The organism is Streptomyces sp. NPDC006602 (genome assembly GCF_042870385.1).
Classification (GTDB): Bacteria; Actinomycetota; Actinomycetes; order Streptomycetales; family Streptomycetaceae; genus Streptomyces.
Map to the genome: position 1 here is coordinate 199774 of NZ_JBIAHG010000006.1, position 17439 is coordinate 217212.

Below are 17439 nucleotides of genomic sequence, written 5' to 3' on the forward strand. Positions count from 1 at the left end.
TCGTAATCCGACGCACTGTCATGGCCTGTCTGGCGCGGAGGCTGGAGGCACGCATGAGTACGACCACTTCACACACGCCCGAACACATCCCCGAGTCCGAGGGGCCCCACCGTCCCGCCCGGCTCATCCAGAACGAGGCGACCACCGAGATCCCCGTCAACCTGCTGTTCCGCGACGAACCCGGCCCGGTGTCGGTGTCGTTGAAGCCCGCCGTCGTGGGGCGGCGGCAGGGGACGGGGGAGCAGCCCCGCTTCAGGCGGCAGCTGCCCTCGGAGCCCCGGCCCGCCGCGGAGGTCGACCCCGCGCTGACGGAACGGCCCGCGCGGGTGCTGCCGGGCGCGGCGGGCGTGCTCGCCGGTGCCTGCGGGGTGGCCGGCTGTCTGGCCACGTGGTGGTGGGCGGGCGTGCTGCCCCCGCTCGTGGTGCAGGCGCTCGGGCTGCCGTTGTCCGCCGGTGCGGGCCTCGGTCCCGTGCAGTGGGGGGCGTACGCGGGTACGGGCGCCCTCGCGCTGTTCGGCTTCGGCGGGCTGGCCCGGGGGCGGACCGGGTGGGCCTGGGTGCTCGGTCTGTTCGGCAGCTACCGGGGTACGGTCCGGCGCACCGGCCTGATGTGGGTCAACCCGCTGCTGCTGCGCCGCCGGGTGGACGTACGGCTGCGGCACTGGCGCAGCGAGCCGATGCCCGCGGCCGACGCGAGCGGGGTCGCGCTCCGGGCGGTGGTCCTGGTGGTGTGGCGGGTGCGGGACACCGCGCGGGCCACGCTGGGCGTCGAGGACCACGAGACGTATCTGCGCGAGTGCGTGGAGGCGGGGCTGGCCCGGGTGCCGGTGGAGATGCCGGGATCCGGCCGGGGGCCCGCCGAGACGGCCGGGGACGCGCTGACCCGGCTGGTCGCGGCGGACGCGGCGGTGGTCGGCGTCGAGGTGTTCTCGGTGCAGCCGGTACGGGTGGAGTACGCGCCCGAGGTCGCGTCCGCGATGCACCGCCGCCGGATCGCGGCGCTGGACGCCCAGCACCGGTCGAGCGTGCTCACGTCGGTCGTGGACTCGGTCGAGGACACGGTGACGCGGCTGGCCATGCGAGGGCTGGTGGAACTGGACGACTACGAACGCAAGGCGCTGGTCAAGGACTTGACGGTGGCGTTCTGCGCGGGGCGCGGAGAGTCGGGGCGGTGATTGGTCTGGACATGTCTATCGGGCGGCAATAATCTGGGACTTGGTCTAGACCTACCTGCACAGCTCACTGAACTTCCCCCACGTTCTCCAGGAGCGGCAGCATGCGCAAAAAGACCAGGTGGTACGCCGCCGCGCTCGGCCTCACGACGACCGGAGCCCTTGTGCTCTCGTCCGGGGCCGCGAGCGGCCACGGCTACACCGACCTCCCCATCAGCCGTCAGAAGCTCTGCCAGAACGGCTCCGTGACCAACTGCGGCGACATCCAGTGGGAGCCGCAGAGCGTCGAGGGCCCGAAGGGCTTCCCTGGATCCGGCCCGGCCGACGGCCGGATATGTTCCGGCGGCAACACGCGCTTCGCACAGCTCGACAGCCCTAAGACCCCGTCTGGCGGCGCCTGGCCGACGACGAAGGTGACGGGCGGCCAGAGCTACACGTTCCGCTGGCAGTTCACGGCCATGCACGCCACGACCGACTTCAAGTACTACGTCACCGAGGCGGGCTGGAACCAGAACCACAACCTGGCCCGCTCCGACCTCAACCTCACCCCGTTCCTGACCGTCCCCTACGGCGGCCAGCGACCCCCGTCCACGCTCTCCCACAGCGGCACCCTGCCGTCCGGCCTCAGCGGCCGCCACGTCATCGTCGCGGTGTGGACGGTCGCGGACACGACCAACGCCTTCTACGCATGCTCGGACGTCACGTTCTGACAGCCGCCCCGCTGCCCGCGGGGGCGCCGGAACTCTGAGCGTTACTTGAGCAAGTCCGGCATCCCCCGCGGGTACGTTCCCCACACGCCGCCGAACGTGACGGCGACGAACATCGGGGGACACCATGGAAGCGTTCTTCTACGTCGTGCCGTTGCTCATGATCGGGCTCGTGGGCTTCGGCGCGTTCACGGTGCTCCGGCGCGCCCGGGACGTCAGCAGCGCCTGGAACAGCGGCCTGACGGCCCAGGCGCGCTGCCTGCGGACGTATACGACGACCAGCGGCGGCGGTGACAGGCACGTGCACACCACCCTGCACCACGTCTACGAGTTCGCCACCCGTGAGGGCCGCGTCGTCCGGTTCGACGAGACGGGCGGCCCGGGCACGATCGTCGAGGGCGACCTCGTCACGGTGCACTACGTGTGGGACCGCCCGGAGCGGGCCACGGCCAAGGCGCCGGCCCGCGGGAAGCTCGCGGCGGGCACCGGCTGCCTGCTGGTGTTCTTCGGAATGATCATCCTGTTCTGCCTCGGCTTCATGGCCGTGGCCCACGAGATGTTCGACCTGGCGGACGGACTCGCACCCTAGGGAGTGCCGGACGCTGACCTGGGCGAATGCCGAAGGGCCCCTCGCTTTCACGAGAGGCCCTTCAGCTGTGCGCCGCCAGGGACTCGAACCCCGGACCCGCTGATTAAGAGTCAGCTGCTCTAACCAACTGAGCTAGCGGCGCATGACTCCCGCCGACCGCTCTTCGCGGCCGACGACAGAGAAAATACTACCTGGTCCCCAGCAGTGCTCCCGACCCCGCTGCTCGGCCTGGGCCTGGGGGGGGGGGGGGGGGGGGGGGGGGGGGGGGGGGGGGGGGGGGGGGGGGGGGGGGGGGGGGGGGGGGCGGCGGCGGGGGGCGGGGGGGCCCGGCCCGCGCGCGGGGGCGGGGGGCGCCGGGGCGGTGCCCGCCCCCCCCCCCCCCGCCCCCCCCCCCCCCCCCCCCCCCCCCCCCGGGCCCTAGATCGCCAGGGACAGCAGCACCGGGGCCGCCCCCCGGTTCAGCTTGTCCGCGGCCTGGCGGAGCCGGTGGGCGTGCTGCACCGGCAGGGACAGGGCGAGGCAGCCGACCGAGGAACCGGCCGTGATCGGGACGGCCGCGCAGACCGTGCCGACGGCGTACTCCTGGAGGTCGAGGTGGGGCACCGTCGGCGGCTGGGTCTCCAGGCGGGAGAGCAGCAGCCTGTCGCTGGTGATGGTGCGCGAGGTGAGGCGGGCCATCTTGTGGCGGGAGAGGTGGTCCCGGCGGCCGTTGTGGTCGAGCTGGCCGAGCAGGCTCTTGCCGAGCGCGGTGGCGTGGGCGGAGTAGCGGAAGTCGACCCACTCGTTGACCGAGGGGGTGGCGGGGCCGTCGGCGTACTGGGCGATGGTGACCTCGCCGTCCACGTACCGGCTGATGTAGACGGCGGCGCCGATCGAGTCGCGCAGCCGGTCCAGGGTGCGCTGGAGTTTCTCGCGCAGTGCCTGATCCCGGTCCTGGGTGGAGCCGAGGCGGCGCAGGGCCGCCCCGGTGACGTACGCCCCGTCGGTGACCTGCTCGACGTAGCCCTCGCGGCGCAGCATCCTCAGGAGCGTGGTCAGTCGCTCCGGGCTGAGGCCGGTCAGGCGGGCGAGTCGGGTGTCGGTGACTCCGGTGGTGTGTCGCGCCACGGTCTCCAGGACGCGCAGGGCGTCCTGGGCCGAGTGGTACGGCGCGGTCGGCTCGTGCATCAGCGCCACGGTCTTCCCCCTGCGCTCGCTCGGTCGCTCTTACAACTGGGCCGTAATCCGGACAGCGAATCCCTTCCACGATAAGGGGCAAGACGCTTGGAGTGAGCGGCTGTTGACGAGATTACGTCGGTATCGCAGCCCTCTCAGCAGGGGCACTGGCACTCTGGCATATGCCGATGTCATGAGCCTGTCCCCGGACCTCGGGAATTGAACCATGTTCACCTCTTGTAGTCACAGGACCGCGCTGAGAAATTCCCGCGTCCGGTCGTGCTCCGGCTCGCTGAAGATCTTCTCCGGCGCTCCCGACTCGATGACCCGGCCGGAGTCGAACATCAGGACCTGGTCGGAGATGTCCCGGGCGAAGTTCATCTCGTGGGTCACACAGAGCATCGTGATGTCGGTGGTGCGGGCGATGTTCCGCAGCACGTCCAGGACGCCCGCGACCAGCTCCGGGTCCAGCGCCGAGGTCACCTCGTCGAGCAGCAGAACCTGGGGTCGCATCGCCAGTGCCCGGGCTATCGCCACCCGCTGCTGCTGACCGCCGGACAGCTGGCTGGGGCGGGCGTCGGCCTTGTCGGCGAGGCCCACCAGGTCCAGCAGGTCGCGGGCGCGCTCGTCCGCCTCGTCCTTGGACATGCCGAGGACGGTGACGGGGGCCTCGGTGATGTTCCTGAGGGCCGTCATGTTCGGGAACAGGTTGAACTGCTGGAACACCATCCCGATCTTCTTGCGGACCTCGCGGACCTGCTTCTCCGGCGCCGGGAACAGCTGCTGCCCGTCGACGGTGATCGTGCCCTCGTCGGGTTTCGTCAGCGTCATCAGCAGCCGCAGGATCGTGGTCTTGCCGGAGCCGGAGGGGCCGATGAGGGTGACGTGCTTGCCCGCGTCGACGGAGAAGTCGAGGTGGTCGAGGACGGTGTTGTCCCCGAACCGCTTGGTGACCTGCTCCAGGCGGATCAGCTCGCTGCCGTCCACCGGCGGGTTCGCGTTGGCGTCGGGCTCTTTCATCAGGGGGGCGTCAGTGGACAAGACGTCGCTCCAGTGCTCGCAGGAGAAGGGAGGCCAGGTAGGAAATGAGGATGAAGGCCACGCCGATCACGGTCAGGGGCTCGGTGAACTGGAAGTGCTCCTGGGAGTACAGCCGCGCCTGCCCGAGCATCTCCAGCACGGTGATCGCCATCAGCATCGGCGTGTCCTTGAGCATCGCGATGACGTAGTTGCCGAGCGCCGGCACCACCCGGCGGATCGCCTGCGGAAGGATCACCACCCGCCAGGTCCGGGCCACCGGCAGGTTGAGCGCCGTGGCCGCCTCCCACTGGCCGGGCGGCACGGCCTCGATGCCGGCGCGGTAGACCTGCATCGTGTACGTCGAGTAGTGCAGCCCGATGCCGACCACACCGGTGGCCAGCGCCGACAGGGTCACGCCCCACTCCGGCAGCACATAGAAGAGGAAGAACAGCTGCACCAGCAGCGGGGTGTTGCGCACGAACTCCGTGATCACCCCGACCGGCCAGCGTACCCAGCGGGTCGGCGTGCGCATCAGCAGCGCCCACACCAGGCCGAGGGCGAAGGAGATCAGCGAGCCGAGCACCAGCGCCTGCAGGGTGACCAGCAGGCCGTCCCAGAAGTGCGGCATGAAGCCGCTCACCGCGTCCCAGTCCCACTTCACGAGACAGCACCTCCGACCCCGGTCGTCTCGGCACGCTTCAGCTCATGCGCGCCGACCCCGCGCTGTGGCGCCTTCCCGACGCCCGACTTCAGCTTCGTCTCCAGCCCCCGCATCACCCGCGTGAGCAGGAAGGCGATCACGAAATAGATCACCAGCAGATACGAGTAGATCTCCGCGCTCTCCTGCAACGCCAGGCGCACCAGGTTGCCGCTGAACGCCAGGTCGCCCATGCCCATCACCGACACCAGCGCGGTGCCCTTGAGCAGTTCGATCAGCAGGTTGGAGAACGGCGGGATCATCTCCGGCACCGCCTGCGGCAGCAGGATCAGCCGCATCCGCTGCCAGGGCGTGAAGCTGAGCGCGATCCCGCCCTCCTGCTGTGCCGGGTCGACGGCCTGCAGCCCGCCGCGGACGATCTCCGAGCCGTACGCCCCATAGGTCAGCCCCAGCGCGAGCGTGCCCGCCCACATCGGGACCAGCTGCCAGCCGAAGGCGATCGGCAGTACGAAGAACGTCCAGAAGATCATGACCAGCGCGGAGGTCCCGCGGAACACCTCGGTGTAGAGGCCCGCGAGGAAGCGGACGATCCACAGCCGGTGGGTGCGGGCGACGCCGGCGACGAAGGACACGGCCGCGGCGAGCAGCGAGCTGAAGACCAGGAGCTGGACGGTGGTCCATATCCCCTTGAGTACGAGTTCCCAGAGTCCTGAGGTCATCCGCCGCACAACTCCTTCGCGGTGAGGTCGGTCATCTCGGCCTCGGTGAACCCGAAGGGCTTGAGGATCCGGAACAACTCCCCACTCTTCTTCAGCTTCCGCAGCTCGACGTTGAAGGCGTCCCGCAGATTGGTCTCGGTGGGCCGGAAGGCGAAGGCGCCCCCGTCCACATGCGGCTTGCCGTCCACGAGCGGGGCGAAGGCCTTGGTGGCCTCGGCCTTGCTCGACTTCTTCACCACCTCGCGGGTGGTGAGCGCGGTCCCGGCGAAGACGTCGACACGGCCCGCCTCGACGGCGTTCAGCCCGGCCACCTGATCCGGCACGATCAGGATGTCGCTCTCCTTGTACCCCGCGTCCACGGCGTACTGGATCTCGGCGTACCCGGTGCCGGTGGCGAACCTGGCCTTCTTCCCGACGACGTCCTTGTAGTCGTGCAGCCCCTTCGGATTGCCCTTGCGGACGATGAACGAGTCGAGCATCTGGTAGTCGGGGTCGGCGAAGATGACCTGCTCGCAGCGCTCGGGATTGACGTACATCCCGGCGGCGACGACGTCGAACTGCTGCGAGTTCAGCCCCGGAATGAGCGACCCGAACTCGGTCGGCACGGGCTGCACCTTGTCGACCCCGAGCCGCTTGAAGATCACCCGCGCGAGCTCCGGCGCCTCGCCGGTCATCTCGCCGTTCTTGTCGATGTACCCGAAGGGAATCTCACCGGCGATTCCCAGCCGTACGACACCGGCCGCCTTCAGCCGGTCGAGGAGTTCACCGCCCTCGATGCTCGACGCGGTGGCCACGCGCGAGCACCCGGCGGCACCCAGCGCACCGAGCGCCGCTACCCCCGCGAGCAGCGACCGGCGTGTGGTCCCGGACGTGTGTGTGCCATGTTCCAGTGGTGGAGCCATGGCGGCGCGGCTACCCGAGAGCATGCGAGTTATGCAGGCCGATTTCGGCCCCGATCTTCGACAAGGCCCTCTTGACCGGCGGGGGACCATGGAACGCATGGTTGATCGCTACATCGAAGTCTCCCTGGTCAAGCGGGGTATCACCTGCACCGCCAAGCTCCTCGACGACCGCGCGCCGATCACCTGCGCGGCCGTCTGGGACGCCCTGCCTCTGGCCGGCGACGTCTACCACGCGAAATACGCACGCAACGAGATCTACGCCCTTTTCCCGCCTTTCGCCCAATCCGAGCCACCCCTGGAAAACCCGACAGTCACTCCCATCCCCGGCGATCTCTGCTATTTCTCCTTCGCCGGAGCGGAGTTGGGCACCAAGTCCTACGGCTACGACCGCGAGGTGCGCCCCGGCACGACCGTCGTCGACCTCGCCCTCTTCTACGAACGCAACAACCTGCTGCTCAACGGTGACGTGGGATGGGTGCCGGGCATCGTCTGGGGGCAGGTCGTCGAGGGCCTGCCGGAACTGGCGGACGCCTGCAACGACCTGTGGCGGACGGGGGCGGCGGGGGAGACGCTCAGCTTCCGGAGGGCGTGACGGAAAGGGCCGTGTCGGCGACCTCCGCCTCGTACAGCGCGTGCGCCGCCCGCAGCACCAGGTCGTCGCGGTGCCGGGCCGCCACCAGCTGCAGGCCCACCGGCAGCCCGTCGGCGTCCTTGCCCACGGGTACGGACGCCGCCGGCTGCTGGGTCATGTTGAAGGGGTAGGTGAAGGGCGTCCACCCCGTCCAACGGCGGTGGCCCGACCCCTTCGGGACCTCCACGCCCGCCTCGAAGGCCGTGATGGGGAGGGTGGGGGTGACCAGGAGGTCGTAGGACTCGTGGAAGTGGCCCATGCGGCGGCCGAGTTCCATGCGGACGTCCACCGCGGCCAGGTAGTCGAGGGCGGTGAGGCGGGCGCCCTGGGCGCAGATCTCCCGCAGGCCGGGGTCCAGCAACTCCCGCTGCTGAGGGCCGAGATGCTGGGTCACGCGGGCGGCGCCGCTGAACCACAGGGTGTGGAATGCGTCCACCGGGTCGGTGAAGTCGGGGTCGGCCTCCGTGACGTACGCGCCGAGTTCCGCGAGGCGTTCCACCGCCCGCCGGACCGCCGCGGCGACCGCCGGCCGGACGGCGACCTGGCCGCCGAGGGAGGGCGAGTAGGCGACGCGCAGTCCGCGCACCCCGCCCGACAGGCCCGCCGCGAAGGAGCCGGGCGGTGCGGCGAGGGCCGACCAGTCGCGGGAGTCCGGGGTGCCGATGACGTCGAGGAGCAGGGCCGCGTCCGCCGCGTCGCGGGTCATGGGGCCCACATGGGCGAGAGTTCCGAAGGCGCTCGCCGGGTACAGCGGCACCCGGCCGTACGTCGGCTTCAGGGCGAAGATCCCGCAGAAGGCCGCCGGGATACGGACGCTGCCGCCGCCGTCCGTGCCGAGGGCCAGTGGACCCGCGCCCAGTGCCACGGCCGCCGCCGCGCCGCCGCTCGAGCCGCCCGCGGTGCGGGTCGGGTCGTGCGGGTTGCGGGTCACGCCGTTCAGCGGCGAGTCCGTCACGCCCTTCCAGCCGAACTCCGGGGTCGTGGTCTTGCCGAGGAAGACCGCGCCGTTCTCGCGCAGCCGGGCCACGGACGGCGCGTCCTCGTCCAGGCGGCCCTGCTCGGAGATGGTTTTGGAGCCCTTGAGGGTCGGCGCCCCGCGCAGCAGCAGGATGTCCTTCACCGTCACCGGCACGCCGTCCAGCAGACCGGCCGGCTCGCCGCGCCGCCAGCGGTCCGCCGACGCCGTCGCCTGCGCGAGGGCCTCGTCGGCGGTGAGCCGTACGAACGCGTTCACCTCCGGCTGGATCCGCTCGGCCCGTTCCAGCGCCGCTCGAGTCACGTCGACGGGGCTGAACTCGCCCTTGCGGTAACCGTCGAGGAGTTGTACGGCAGTCAGCCCGGTGAGATCGAGGTCCTGCTCCGTCATGCGCTCTCCAGCCGTGGGGAGTTCAGCGTCCGGGGACGTAGCCCCGCTTCTTGTCGACCACGTTCGTCAGTGGTCTGCCCGCCTCCCAGCGCTCGTACAACTCCATGAACTGGGCGCCGAGTTCGTCCCGCCAGCCGACCGTGTCGCCGCTCATGTGCGGGGACACGATCAGGTTCGGGACCTGCCACAACGGGCTGTCGGGGGTGAGGGGCTCGTGCTCGAAGACGTCCAAGGCGGCGCCCGCGATCCACCGCTTGGCCAGCGCCTCGGCGAGCGCGTCCTCGACGACCAGCTGGCCCCGGCCGACGTTGACGAACCGCGCGGAGGGCTGCATCACGCCGAACCGGCGGGCGTCGAACATGCCGTACGTCTGCTCCGTCAGCGGCGCCGCCGCGATCACCCAGTCGGCGCGGGCCATCAGCCGGTCCAGCTCCTCGGGGCCGTGGACACCGGTACGCGGGGTGCGCCCGACGAGCGCCGTGGTGATGCCGAGCGCCTTGAGCGTGGCGACGATCGCCCGCCCGATGGGCCCGGACCCGACGACGCACGCGCGTGTGCCCGCGACCCGCTGCGACTCCCGGTGCCGCCAGGTGCGCTCACGCTGAAGCTCCCAGGTCCGGGGCAGGTCCTTGGCCATCGCCAGCACCAGCGCGGCGACGTACTCCGCGATCGGCTGGTCGAAGACACCCCGGGCGTTCGTCACCACCGTGTCGGACTCGGCCAGTTCGGGACACATCAGATGGTCCACGCCCGCACTCGCCGTGTGCACCCAGCGTGGCCGCGGTCCCTCGCCCGGCCAGGCCGAGCGCACCGCGTGCGAGGTGAAGTCCCAGACCAGCAGCACATCGGCGGACGGCAGGCGCTCGGCCAGCGTCGACGCGTCCGCGTGCTCGATCCGGGCCCGGCCGGTCAGCCTGCCGAGGCGGGGGAGCGGATCGGCGTCGAGGACGAGGAGAGTGGGCGGGGGACCGGATGAGGAGGCGGTCATTTCGAGCCGTTTCTGAGCCGATTCTTGAGCCGGTTTCCTGGCCGGTTTCGCGGCCGGATCATGAGCCGTCTCCCGGACGGTGACGGCCGTCCGACATGGGCGGACATGAGCGGGTGACCAAGGCGTGACCTGGGCGTCACGAGGGCGGATTGACCACGCTCGCACCCGAACCTACCTTCGTCAACACGGGCATGTGCACGGTCCGTTTCCCTCCCGCTTCCCACAGTGAGGCCGGTGTCTGCCATGGACGTCACTTTTCTCGGTGGTCCCCGCCCCCAGCGCGGCGTCGGTGTCGTCGCCCCCTTCGACTTCGCCCTCGACCGCGAACTGTGGCGCTGGGTGCCCGACGACGTCTCGCTCCATCTGACCCGCACGCCGTACGTGCCCGTCGAGGTCAGTCTCGACCTCGCCCGCCTGGTCAGCGACCACGAGACCCTGCACGACGCGGTACGCACCCTCACCGCCATCGCCCCCGAGGTCGTCGCCTACGCCTGCACCTCCGGCAGCTTCGTCGGCGGGATCGCCGGGGAACGCGCGATGTGCGGCGCGATGACCCACGCGGGCGCGCTGCCCTCGGTGACGACGTCCGGGGCGCTGCTGGAGGCGCTGGCCGAGCTGGACGTATGGCGGGTGGCGCTGGTGACGCCGTACACGGTGTCCGTCACGCGGGCCCTGGAGGAGTACGTGGCGGAGGCGGGCGTCGCCGTCACCGGATGCGCGTACATGGGGCTGACCAGGCACATCTGGAAGGTGCCGTACCGGGACGTGGCCGAGATGGCGCGCCGGGCGGTGGACGGCGGCGCCGAGGCGCTGTTCATCAGCTGCACCAACCTGCCGACATACGACGTGATCCCCCAACTCGAGGCGGAACTGCGCATCCCCGTGATCTCGGCCAACCAGGTGACCATGTGGGCTGCGCTGCGCCGACTGGGTACCCGAGCGGTGGGACCGTACCAGGCGCTGATCGATCCGGCGGCGCGGCGGTCCGGTCCCGTACTGCCCGACGTGCCGACACTGCCGGAAGCGCAGGCGCTGCCGGACGTGACGGGACTGCAGGGGCTCCCGGGGCTCCCGGGGCTCCCGGGGCTCCCGGGGCTCCCGGGACTGTCGGGCCTGCCGGACGAAGAACAGCCGTAGGAAGGGTGACATGACAGCACTGGGGTTCCTCTATCCGGGCCACTCCGCCGAGGACGACTACCCACGCATCGAACAACTACTGGGCAGCGACATCCGGCTGGACTTGGTGCACACCGACATCGGCGAGGACGCCCACCGGGTCGACGCCCTGCTCGAGATGGGCTCGGCCGGGCGGCTCGCGGCCGGGGTCGAGGAACTGCGCATGTCCGGCGCCGAGTCGGTGGTCTGGGCGTGCACCAGCGGCAGCTTCGTGTACGGCTGGGAGGGCGCCCACGACCAGGTCCGCGCCCTTGCCCGTACGGCGGGCATGCCGGCCTCCTCCACGTCCTTCGCCTTCGTGCACGCGGCGCGGGAGATCGGGGCGACGCGGGTCGCGGTGGGCGCGACGTACCCGGACGACGTGGCCGGGCTGTTCGCGGAGTTCCTGCGGGCGGCGGGTATCGAGGTGGTCGGAGTCCGCCCGTCCGGGATCATCACGGCCGCGGAGGTCGGGACGTGGGGGGAGGCGGAGGTGTTCGCGCTGGCCCGCGAGGCGGACGACGAGTCGGCGGAGGCGGTACTGCTCCCTGACACGGCCCTGCATACGGCGGCCTACATCCCGTCCCTGGAGAAGGAACTCGGCAAGCCGGTGCTCACGGCCAACCAGGTCACCGTGTGGGAGGCGCTGCGGCTGGCGGACCGGCGGGTGAACGCACCGGAGCTGGGCGCGTTGTTCACACGCGAGCCGATCATCCAGGCCTGACCCGCGCACCGTCCCAGGGGGCTCCGCGCTCCGCCCCCTGGACCCCCGGCCTTCTCCCACCCACCACCCGTCTCGGCGGGTCGAGGGGTCACCCGCTGGGGCTCCGCCCCAGAACCCGGCCTTTGCCACCCACCACCCGTCTCGGCGGGTCGAGAGGTGCCGTGTCGAGGCGAGGGTGCGTTCTCGGCCGGCCGGGTCGGAGGCGGCGGTCGCCTTTTGTCCGACCGAGTCGGGTGGTGGGTGGGCGAAGGCCGGGGGTCTGGGGCGGAGCCCCCAGCCGTGCGCCCGCACCGACGCCGGTGCACAGGGAATAAGCGGAGACTGCCTCCTGTTAATCCCCGGCAGGACAGCGCACGGCCCACACCAGGAGGCACCCACCGTGACGGCAACGGCAGACGAGACCCGGGGATCGACGCACGGCACCGCCCCCACCCCCCTCTCCGTACTGGACCTGGTCACCGTCGGCGCAGGCCGCACCGCCACCGACGCCCTCCGCACCAGCGTCGAGATCGCCCGCCTCGCGGAGTCCCGCGGCTACCACCGCTACTGGGTGGCCGAGCACCACTCCATGCCGGGCGTGGCATCCAGCTCCCCCGCCGTGATCCTCGCCCACCTCGCCGCCCACACCACCCGCATCCGCCTCGGCTCGGGCGGCGTGATGCTCCCGAACCACGCCCCGCTGGTGATCGCGGAGCAGTTCGGCACGCTGGAAGCCATGGCCCCCCGCCGCGTGGACCTCGGCCTCGGCCGAGCCCCCGGCACGGACGGCGCCACCGCCGCCGCCCTGCGCCGCACCGACCACCTGAACGAAGGCGCCGACGACTTCCCCCAGCAGCTCGCCGAGCTGATCCGCTTCCTGGAAGACGACTTCCCGGACGGCCACCCCTACCGCCGTATCCACGCCGTACCCGGCCCGATCCAGGCGACTTCCCCCGGCGGCGTCCAGGACCCGCACCGCCCGCCGATCTGGCTGCTCGGTTCCTCCGGCTTCAGCGCCCGCCTGGCCGGCTCCCTCGGCCTGCCCTTCGCCTTCGCGCACCACTTCTCGGCGCAGAACACCGTCCCGGCCCTGGACCTGTACCGGGAGTCGTTCCGCCCGTCCGCCGCCCTCGACGAGCCGTACGCCCTCATCGGCGTCTCCGCGCTCGCCACGGAGGACGAGAAGGAGGCCCGTCGCCAGGTCCGTGCCGCCGCCCTCAACATGGTCCGCCTGCGCACGGGCCGCCCCGGCCTCGTCCCCACCCCGGAAGAGGCCGAGGCGTATCGGTTCAGCCCGATGGAGCAGGAGTTCATCGACTCCTGGAACGCCAACGTCGTCCACGGCACCGCCGACGAGGTCCGCTCCGGACTCGACGACCTCCACAAGCGCACGGGCGCCGACGAGCTGATGATCACGTCCCACGCGCACAGTGGCGATCTCCGCCTGCGCTCGTACGAACTGATCGCGGACGCGTACGGGCTACCGCACGACTAGACCCAGCAATCCGGAGATACGATCCGGCGCCACCGGCCGCGAGTACAGCCACCCCTGGCCGGTGTCGCACCCGATCCGCCGCAGCCGGGCGGCCTGCGCCGAGGTCTCCACGCATTCCGCGGTGACGGTCAGGCCGAGCCGGTGGGCGAGCTGGATCATCGCCTCGACGACGACCTCGTCTGCCGGGTTCGGCGGGACGCCCTCACCCTCGTACTGGAAGCCCCGTACGAACGACCCGTCCAGCTTCAGCACCGACACCGGCAGCCGGCTCAGGTACGCCAGGTTCGAGTAGCCGGTGCCGAAGTCGTCGATCGCGATGCCCACGCCCATGTCGCTGAGCGACTGGAGGGCTTGCAGCGGACGTCCTGCCGAGCCCATCACCGCCGACTCGGTCAGCTCCAGTTGGAGCAGGTGCGGCTCCAGCCCCGTCTCCGCCAGGATCTCCGCGACGTCCGCCACCAGGTCGGAGTCCCAGACCTGACGCACCGCCACGTTCACGCTGACGAAGATCGGCGGCTCGTCGGGATGGTCCAGCTGCCACTGCCGCGCCTGGCGGCAGGCTGTGGCCAGGACCCAGCGGCCGAGCTGCACGATCGAGCCGTCCTCCTCGGCCAATCCGATGAACCGATTCGGCGTCAGCATTCCGAAGTGCGGGTGGCTCCAGCGCACCAGGGCTTCGACGCCCCGCAGCCGCCCGTTCTCCATGCTCACCAGCGGCTGGTACTCCAGCACGAACTCGCCGCGCTCGATGGCCGGGCGGAGCGCGGAGGCGAGGGCCTGGCGGGTCATGCGGTGGGCGTTGCGCTCCGGGTCGAAGAGGGTCCAGCGGGCCTTGCCGTCGGCCTTGGCCCAGTACAGCGTCGTGTCGGCGGCCTGCATCAGACCGGTCGCGCTGGTCCCCGCCGCCCGCCGTTCCACCACGCCGATGGAGGCGGACACCGACATCCGCTGCCCCGAGAGGTCGAAGGGGGCCTGGACCGCCTCCAGTACGGCCTCGGCGAGATCGGCGAGTTGCTCGGTGCCGGTGGAGTCCTCGACGAGCAGGGCGAACTCGTCGCCGCCGAGCCGCGCGACCAGCGGGGCGGTCGCCCGGCCGTAGCCCGCCTCGTCCGCACAGCGTGTGAGGCGGTCGGCGACGGCGGCCAGCAGCCGGTCTCCTACCCGGTGGCCGAGGGTGTCGTTGACGGCCTTGAAGCCGTCCAGGTCCAGGTAGCACAGCCCGATCCGGCCGGTGCCGCTCTGCTCGTACGCCTCCGCCTCCAGCGCGGCCGAAAGGCGTTCGAAGAACAGCGTGCGGTTGGGCAGCCGGGTCACCGGGTCATGCATCTGCAAGTGCCGCAGCCGCGCCTGAAGTTCACGGCGGGCGCTGATGTCGGCGACCGACAGCAGGACCCCGGGCTCGTTCCCCGCCAGTGGTGCGACGGTGACCTGCACCCACAGGGAGCGCCCGTCGGGGTGCTTGAGGCGGCGCGTGCAGCGCAGTTTCGCCTGGCGGCCGCGCAGCACCTCGCGGTACGCGTGCCAGGTGCGGGCGTCGGAGGCCAGGTCCACCAGGTCGGCGGCGATCCGTCCGGTCAGCGACCCGGCGTCGGCGTCGGCGGCGAGCAGGGCACGGAAGGCGTCGTTGACGTCGACGACCATGCCCTCGCTGTCGACGACCGCCATGGCGAGCGGCGCGGCGGCGAACACCGAACGGTAGGACGGAGCCTCGCCACCGGGACACGGCGACCCGGTACCGGGAGACGACGGTGACCCGGTACCGGGGGACGTGCGGACATCGCTCTCTGTTACGACCGACCCGTCGAGGTCTGCCGCGGCCGTCGGCCCTTCGGACGTTCCGCTCACCGCTTGCTCCCGCAGTGCACTCGATCGCTGTCCGCCAGGAAAGTGTGCCGATCATAGAGGCTGGCCCCGGGCCCTTCCAGCCAGAGTCCAGTGTCCCTGAACAACAGGCCCTTCTGGCAGATCGTTTCTGCACGCGTCTGGACGGGTCTTTCAGGCGCCTGACCAGTTGTGACGTTCCGTGAGCGATTCGGGGCGTCGGTCCTGACGCTTCTTCGGCCCTCTCACTCATCTGGTGCAGACAAACAAGGCGTAGTACGACAATCACGAGCAATCTGGGTGCGGTGTCCAGTGAACCGCACCCGGAGGTCCCTGTGCCGCGTCAGTTCCCGCGCCCCCGACTGCGCAGTACCGCGGCCGTGTTCACCACGTTGTCGGCGCTCGCCGCCACCTCCCTCGTGACCGGACCCTCGGTCGCCGAACCGTTCGCGGCGAGCCCGTGCGCCCTCCGGCGCACCGAGGCCCACCACTCGGAGGGCCTGGACACCTGGAACGCCGCCTATCCGCGCCCGGCCCGCTCGCTGAACGCGGTGATGATCTTCCTGTCATTCCCCGATTCGGTCCCGCTGACCACCCCCGCCGAGCTGACCGCCGACCACTTCCCGGCCACCAGCCGCTTCTTCGAGCGTGCCTCCTACGGCAGGTTCACCCTGCGCCCGCACCCGCTGCGGCACTGGATCCGGATGCCGCGGCCCTCGACGTCGTACGCCATACAGCGCGACTGGAACACCGACCACCGCGCCGCCTACCTGCACGACGCGCTCGCCGCCGCCGACGGGCAGGTCGACTTCTCGCGCTACGACATCGTGTACTTCGTCGCCGACCCGGACGCGCCCGGCGTGGACTCCGACGCGACGAAGGTCGTGAACCTCGACACCCCGCTGCGGGCCGACGGCGTGGACGTCCGGCGGGTCGTCACGGTGTTCGAGCAGCATCCGCCGGACCGGTTGGTGCTGGCCCACGAGACCGGGCACGTCTTCGACCTGCCGGACCTCTACCACCGCCCGGTGGACGGCAAGGGCGACTGGGACACCTTCGTCGGCGACTGGGACCTGATGGGCAGCCAGTTCGCGCTGGCTCCGGACCTGTTCGCCTGGCACAAGTGGAAGCTCGGCTGGCTGGAGCCCCGGCAGGTGTCGTGCGTACGGGGAACCGGGCCGACCCGGCTCACACTGGAGCCGCTCGGTGCGGGCCCGGGCGTCCCGGCCGTGGGTGCCACCGGGGTGCCGGCCTTCGGGCTGGGCCGCGGGACCAAGGTCGCGGTCGTGCGCACGGGGGCCGACAGTGTGCTCGCCTTCGAGGCGCGAGGGCCGGTCGGCAACGACGCGGGGGTCTGCCGGCCGGGCATCCTCGTCTACCGGGTGCGCAGCGGCGCCGCGTCCGGTGGCGGACCGGTCGAGGTGATCGACGCCCATCCGCACAGCGAGGCCTGCTGGGAGACGTCCGTGTACCCGCCCCTCGCGGACGCCCCGGTCGGCGTCGGCGAGAGCTTCACGGTGCCGGACGAGGACGTACGGCTGGACGTGGAGGGGCGGACGGTTTCGGGGGCATGGGCGGTGAAGATCACGACTGGATAGGCGGACCGGGGAGGCGGGCCGGAGAGGTGCTTGTGCGGCTCTCTTCGGGGATACGCGAAAGGCCCCTCGCTCGCGCGAGGGGCCTTTTCGTGTCGTGCGCCGCCAGGGACTCGAACCCCGGACCCGCTGATTAAGAGTCAGCTGCTCTAACCAACTGAGCTAGCGGCGCCTGCTGACGTCGTAGACCTTAGCACCCTGATCGGCCGGGGGAAAAATCGATATCCGCACGGCCGCACGGGCCGCCCGTACCGCCGCCCAGAGCAGGATCTCGGGGCCCGGCAGCCAGGGGTCACGGGTGTCCGGGGCGACCAGCCAGCGGCAGCCGGACGAGGTGGCGGAGCCCGCGGCGCCCATCGGCGCGGGGACGGTCACCGCGTCGCCGGTGCCGTGGCACAGCAGCGGCGGAATGGCCGCCGTACGCCCGGACTCCTCCCAGTGCAGCAGTGCGGGCAGCCGCTGTGCCGTGCCGGGCGCGGCGAACAGCAGCATCCGGCCCCGGAACGCCGCGACCGGCCCCGAGCCCGGGCCCTCGCCCCACAGCCGGTCGAGCATCAGGCGCCCGAACATCGCGGGCGCGCCGACGACGTCGAAGGCCGTGCCGCAGGGCAGGACGACCGGGGCGTCGGGCCGCTCGTCCCAGAGCGCCAGGGTGCTGCGCGGATATGCTCCCGCCGAGGCGAGCCAGGCGGCTCCGTCCGGGGTGACCCCCGAGACGTCGAAGCGGTCGGCGACGGTCTCTTCGCGTGTGCTGCTCATGCCG

17 protein-coding genes and 2 tRNA genes are annotated in these 17439 nt (G+C 71.3%); 8 read left to right on the forward strand and 11 right to left on the reverse strand.

The features are described 5' to 3' along the window. Positions 1 to 53: 53 nt before the first annotated feature. From ACFYO2_RS18820 to ACFYO2_RS18830, 3 genes are all read left to right on the forward strand, one after another. Entirely contained in the window at positions 54 to 1175 is a 1122-nt protein-coding gene (locus ACFYO2_RS18820) for an SPFH domain-containing protein (RefSeq protein ID WP_388349956.1), read from the forward strand. 101 nt (positions 1176 to 1276) lie between these two features. After that, positions 1277 to 1882, forward strand: coding sequence for a lytic polysaccharide monooxygenase (locus tag ACFYO2_RS18825; RefSeq protein ID WP_388349957.1), 606 nt, complete (start codon positions 1277 to 1279; stop codon positions 1880 to 1882). Between the two features lie 124 nt (positions 1883 to 2006). After that, entirely contained in the window at positions 2007 to 2468 is a 462-nt protein-coding gene (locus ACFYO2_RS18830; protein WP_388349959.1) for a DUF3592 domain-containing protein, read from the forward strand. 68 nt (positions 2469 to 2536) lie between these two features. On the opposite strand, the gene ACFYO2_RS18835 is transcribed toward ACFYO2_RS18830, so the two are convergent. From ACFYO2_RS18835 to ehuB, 6 genes are all read right to left on the reverse strand, one after another. Then, positions 2537 to 2610, reverse strand: a tRNA-Lys gene (locus ACFYO2_RS18835). A 275-nt stretch (positions 2611 to 2885) separates the two neighbouring features. Then, a complete protein-coding gene (locus tag ACFYO2_RS18840) occupies positions 2886 to 3644 on the reverse strand; it encodes an IclR family transcriptional regulator (protein WP_388349961.1) in 759 nt (252 codons plus the stop codon). 222 nt (positions 3645 to 3866) lie between these two features. Then, positions 3867 to 4643: an ectoine/hydroxyectoine ABC transporter ATP-binding protein EhuA gene (ehuA, locus tag ACFYO2_RS18845; protein WP_388350389.1), complete on the reverse strand. Its 777-nt coding sequence runs from the start codon at positions 4641 to 4643 to the stop codon at positions 3867 to 3869. A 10-nt stretch (positions 4644 to 4653) separates the two neighbouring features. Next, a complete protein-coding gene (gene ehuD / locus ACFYO2_RS18850; protein ID WP_388349963.1) occupies positions 4654 to 5304 on the reverse strand; it encodes an ectoine/hydroxyectoine ABC transporter permease subunit EhuD in 651 nt (216 codons plus the stop codon). Further along, entirely contained in the window at positions 5301 to 6020 is a 720-nt protein-coding gene (gene ehuC, locus ACFYO2_RS18855; protein WP_388349965.1) for an ectoine/hydroxyectoine ABC transporter permease subunit EhuC, read from the reverse strand. Before ehuC ends, ehuD begins: the two co-directional genes overlap by 4 nt. Then, a complete protein-coding gene (ehuB, locus tag ACFYO2_RS18860) occupies positions 6017 to 6922 on the reverse strand; it encodes an ectoine/hydroxyectoine ABC transporter substrate-binding protein EhuB (RefSeq protein ID WP_388349967.1) in 906 nt (301 codons plus the stop codon). Before ehuB ends, ehuC begins: the two co-directional genes overlap by 4 nt. A 97-nt stretch (positions 6923 to 7019) precedes the next feature. Here ehuB and ACFYO2_RS18865 point away from each other — a divergent pair, with 97 nt between their 5' ends. After that, the gene (locus tag ACFYO2_RS18865; RefSeq protein ID WP_388349968.1) at positions 7020 to 7514 is read left to right on the forward strand and encodes a DUF3830 family protein; all 495 of its coding nucleotides are present in this window, start codon (positions 7020 to 7022) and stop codon (positions 7512 to 7514) included. Here the strand turns inward: ACFYO2_RS18865 and ACFYO2_RS18870 are convergent. Both ACFYO2_RS18870 and ACFYO2_RS18875 read right to left on the reverse strand, forming a co-directional pair. Next, a complete protein-coding gene (locus tag ACFYO2_RS18870) occupies positions 7495 to 8919 on the reverse strand; it encodes an amidase (protein ID WP_388349970.1) in 1425 nt (474 codons plus the stop codon). The genes ACFYO2_RS18865 and ACFYO2_RS18870 overlap by 20 nt on opposite strands. 22 nt (positions 8920 to 8941) lie before the next feature. Further along, positions 8942 to 9907, reverse strand: a complete 966-nt coding sequence (locus ACFYO2_RS18875; RefSeq protein WP_388349972.1) for a D-2-hydroxyacid dehydrogenase — start codon at positions 9905 to 9907, stop codon at positions 8942 to 8944. 243 nt (positions 9908 to 10150) lie between these two features. On the opposite strand from ACFYO2_RS18875, the gene ACFYO2_RS18880 reads away from it, so the two are divergent. The 3 genes from ACFYO2_RS18880 to ACFYO2_RS18890 all read left to right on the forward strand — a co-directional run bounded on the left by ACFYO2_RS18880 (position 10151) and on the right by ACFYO2_RS18890 (position 13260). Continuing rightward, on the forward strand, positions 10151 to 11044 hold the full coding sequence (locus tag ACFYO2_RS18880; RefSeq protein ID WP_388350392.1) for an aspartate/glutamate racemase family protein: 894 nt from the start codon (positions 10151 to 10153) through the stop codon (positions 11042 to 11044). A gap of 10 nt (positions 11045 to 11054) precedes the next feature. Next, a complete protein-coding gene (locus ACFYO2_RS18885; RefSeq protein WP_388349974.1) occupies positions 11055 to 11786 on the forward strand; it encodes an aspartate/glutamate racemase family protein in 732 nt (243 codons plus the stop codon). A gap of 379 nt (positions 11787 to 12165) precedes the next feature. Beyond that, positions 12166 to 13260, forward strand: coding sequence for an LLM class flavin-dependent oxidoreductase (locus ACFYO2_RS18890; protein ID WP_388349976.1), 1095 nt, complete (start codon positions 12166 to 12168; stop codon positions 13258 to 13260). On the opposite strand, the gene ACFYO2_RS18895 is transcribed toward ACFYO2_RS18890, so the two are convergent. Further along, the gene (locus ACFYO2_RS18895; RefSeq protein WP_388349978.1) at positions 13246 to 15105 is read right to left on the reverse strand and encodes a putative bifunctional diguanylate cyclase/phosphodiesterase; all 1860 of its coding nucleotides are present in this window, start codon (positions 15103 to 15105) and stop codon (positions 13246 to 13248) included. The genes ACFYO2_RS18890 and ACFYO2_RS18895 overlap by 15 nt on opposite strands. A 311-nt stretch (positions 15106 to 15416) precedes the next feature. On the opposite strand from ACFYO2_RS18895, the gene ACFYO2_RS18900 reads away from it, so the two are divergent. Then, positions 15417 to 16679, forward strand: coding sequence for a M6 family metalloprotease domain-containing protein (locus ACFYO2_RS18900; protein WP_388350395.1), 1263 nt, complete (start codon positions 15417 to 15419; stop codon positions 16677 to 16679). A 95-nt stretch (positions 16680 to 16774) separates the two neighbouring features. On the opposite strand, the gene ACFYO2_RS18905 is transcribed toward ACFYO2_RS18900, so the two are convergent. Beyond that, positions 16775 to 16848, reverse strand: a tRNA-Lys gene (locus tag ACFYO2_RS18905). Beyond that, entirely contained in the window at positions 16839 to 17435 is a 597-nt protein-coding gene (locus tag ACFYO2_RS18910; RefSeq protein ID WP_388349980.1) for a bifunctional DNA primase/polymerase, read from the reverse strand. Before ACFYO2_RS18910 ends, ACFYO2_RS18905 begins: the two co-directional genes overlap by 10 nt. Positions 17436 to 17439: the final 4 nt, after the last annotated feature.

Bases quoted from the DNA above. Each gene is read 5' to 3' on its own strand.
- ehuA (WP_388350389.1), bottom strand. From the start codon at position 4,643: ATGAAAGAGCCCGACGCCAACGCGAACCCGCCGGTGGACGGCAGCGAG.
- ACFYO2_RS18875 (WP_388349972.1), bottom strand. From the start codon at position 9,907: ATGACCGCCTCCTCATCCGGTCCCCCGCCCACTCTCCTCGTCCTCGAC.
- ehuC (WP_388349965.1), bottom strand. From the start codon at position 6,020: ATGACCTCAGGACTCTGGGAACTCGTACTCAAGGGGATATGGACCACC.
- ACFYO2_RS18825 (WP_388349957.1), top strand. From the start codon at position 1,277: ATGCGCAAAAAGACCAGGTGGTACGCCGCCGCGCTCGGCCTCACGACG.
- ACFYO2_RS18885 (WP_388349974.1), top strand. From the start codon at position 11,055: ATGACAGCACTGGGGTTCCTCTATCCGGGCCACTCCGCCGAGGACGAC.
- ehuB (WP_388349967.1), bottom strand. From the start codon at position 6,922: ATGGCTCCACCACTGGAACATGGCACACACACGTCCGGGACCACACGC.
- ACFYO2_RS18870 (WP_388349970.1), bottom strand. From the start codon at position 8,919: ATGACGGAGCAGGACCTCGATCTCACCGGGCTGACTGCCGTACAACTC.
- ACFYO2_RS18830 (WP_388349959.1), top strand. From the start codon at position 2,007: ATGGAAGCGTTCTTCTACGTCGTGCCGTTGCTCATGATCGGGCTCGTG.
- ACFYO2_RS18865 (WP_388349968.1), top strand. From the start codon at position 7,020: ATGGTTGATCGCTACATCGAAGTCTCCCTGGTCAAGCGGGGTATCACC.
- ACFYO2_RS18820 (WP_388349956.1), top strand. From the start codon at position 54: ATGAGTACGACCACTTCACACACGCCCGAACACATCCCCGAGTCCGAG.
- ACFYO2_RS18910 (WP_388349980.1), bottom strand. From the start codon at position 17,435: ATGAGCAGCACACGCGAAGAGACCGTCGCCGACCGCTTCGACGTCTCG.
- ACFYO2_RS18880 (WP_388350392.1), top strand. From the start codon at position 10,151: ATGGACGTCACTTTTCTCGGTGGTCCCCGCCCCCAGCGCGGCGTCGGT.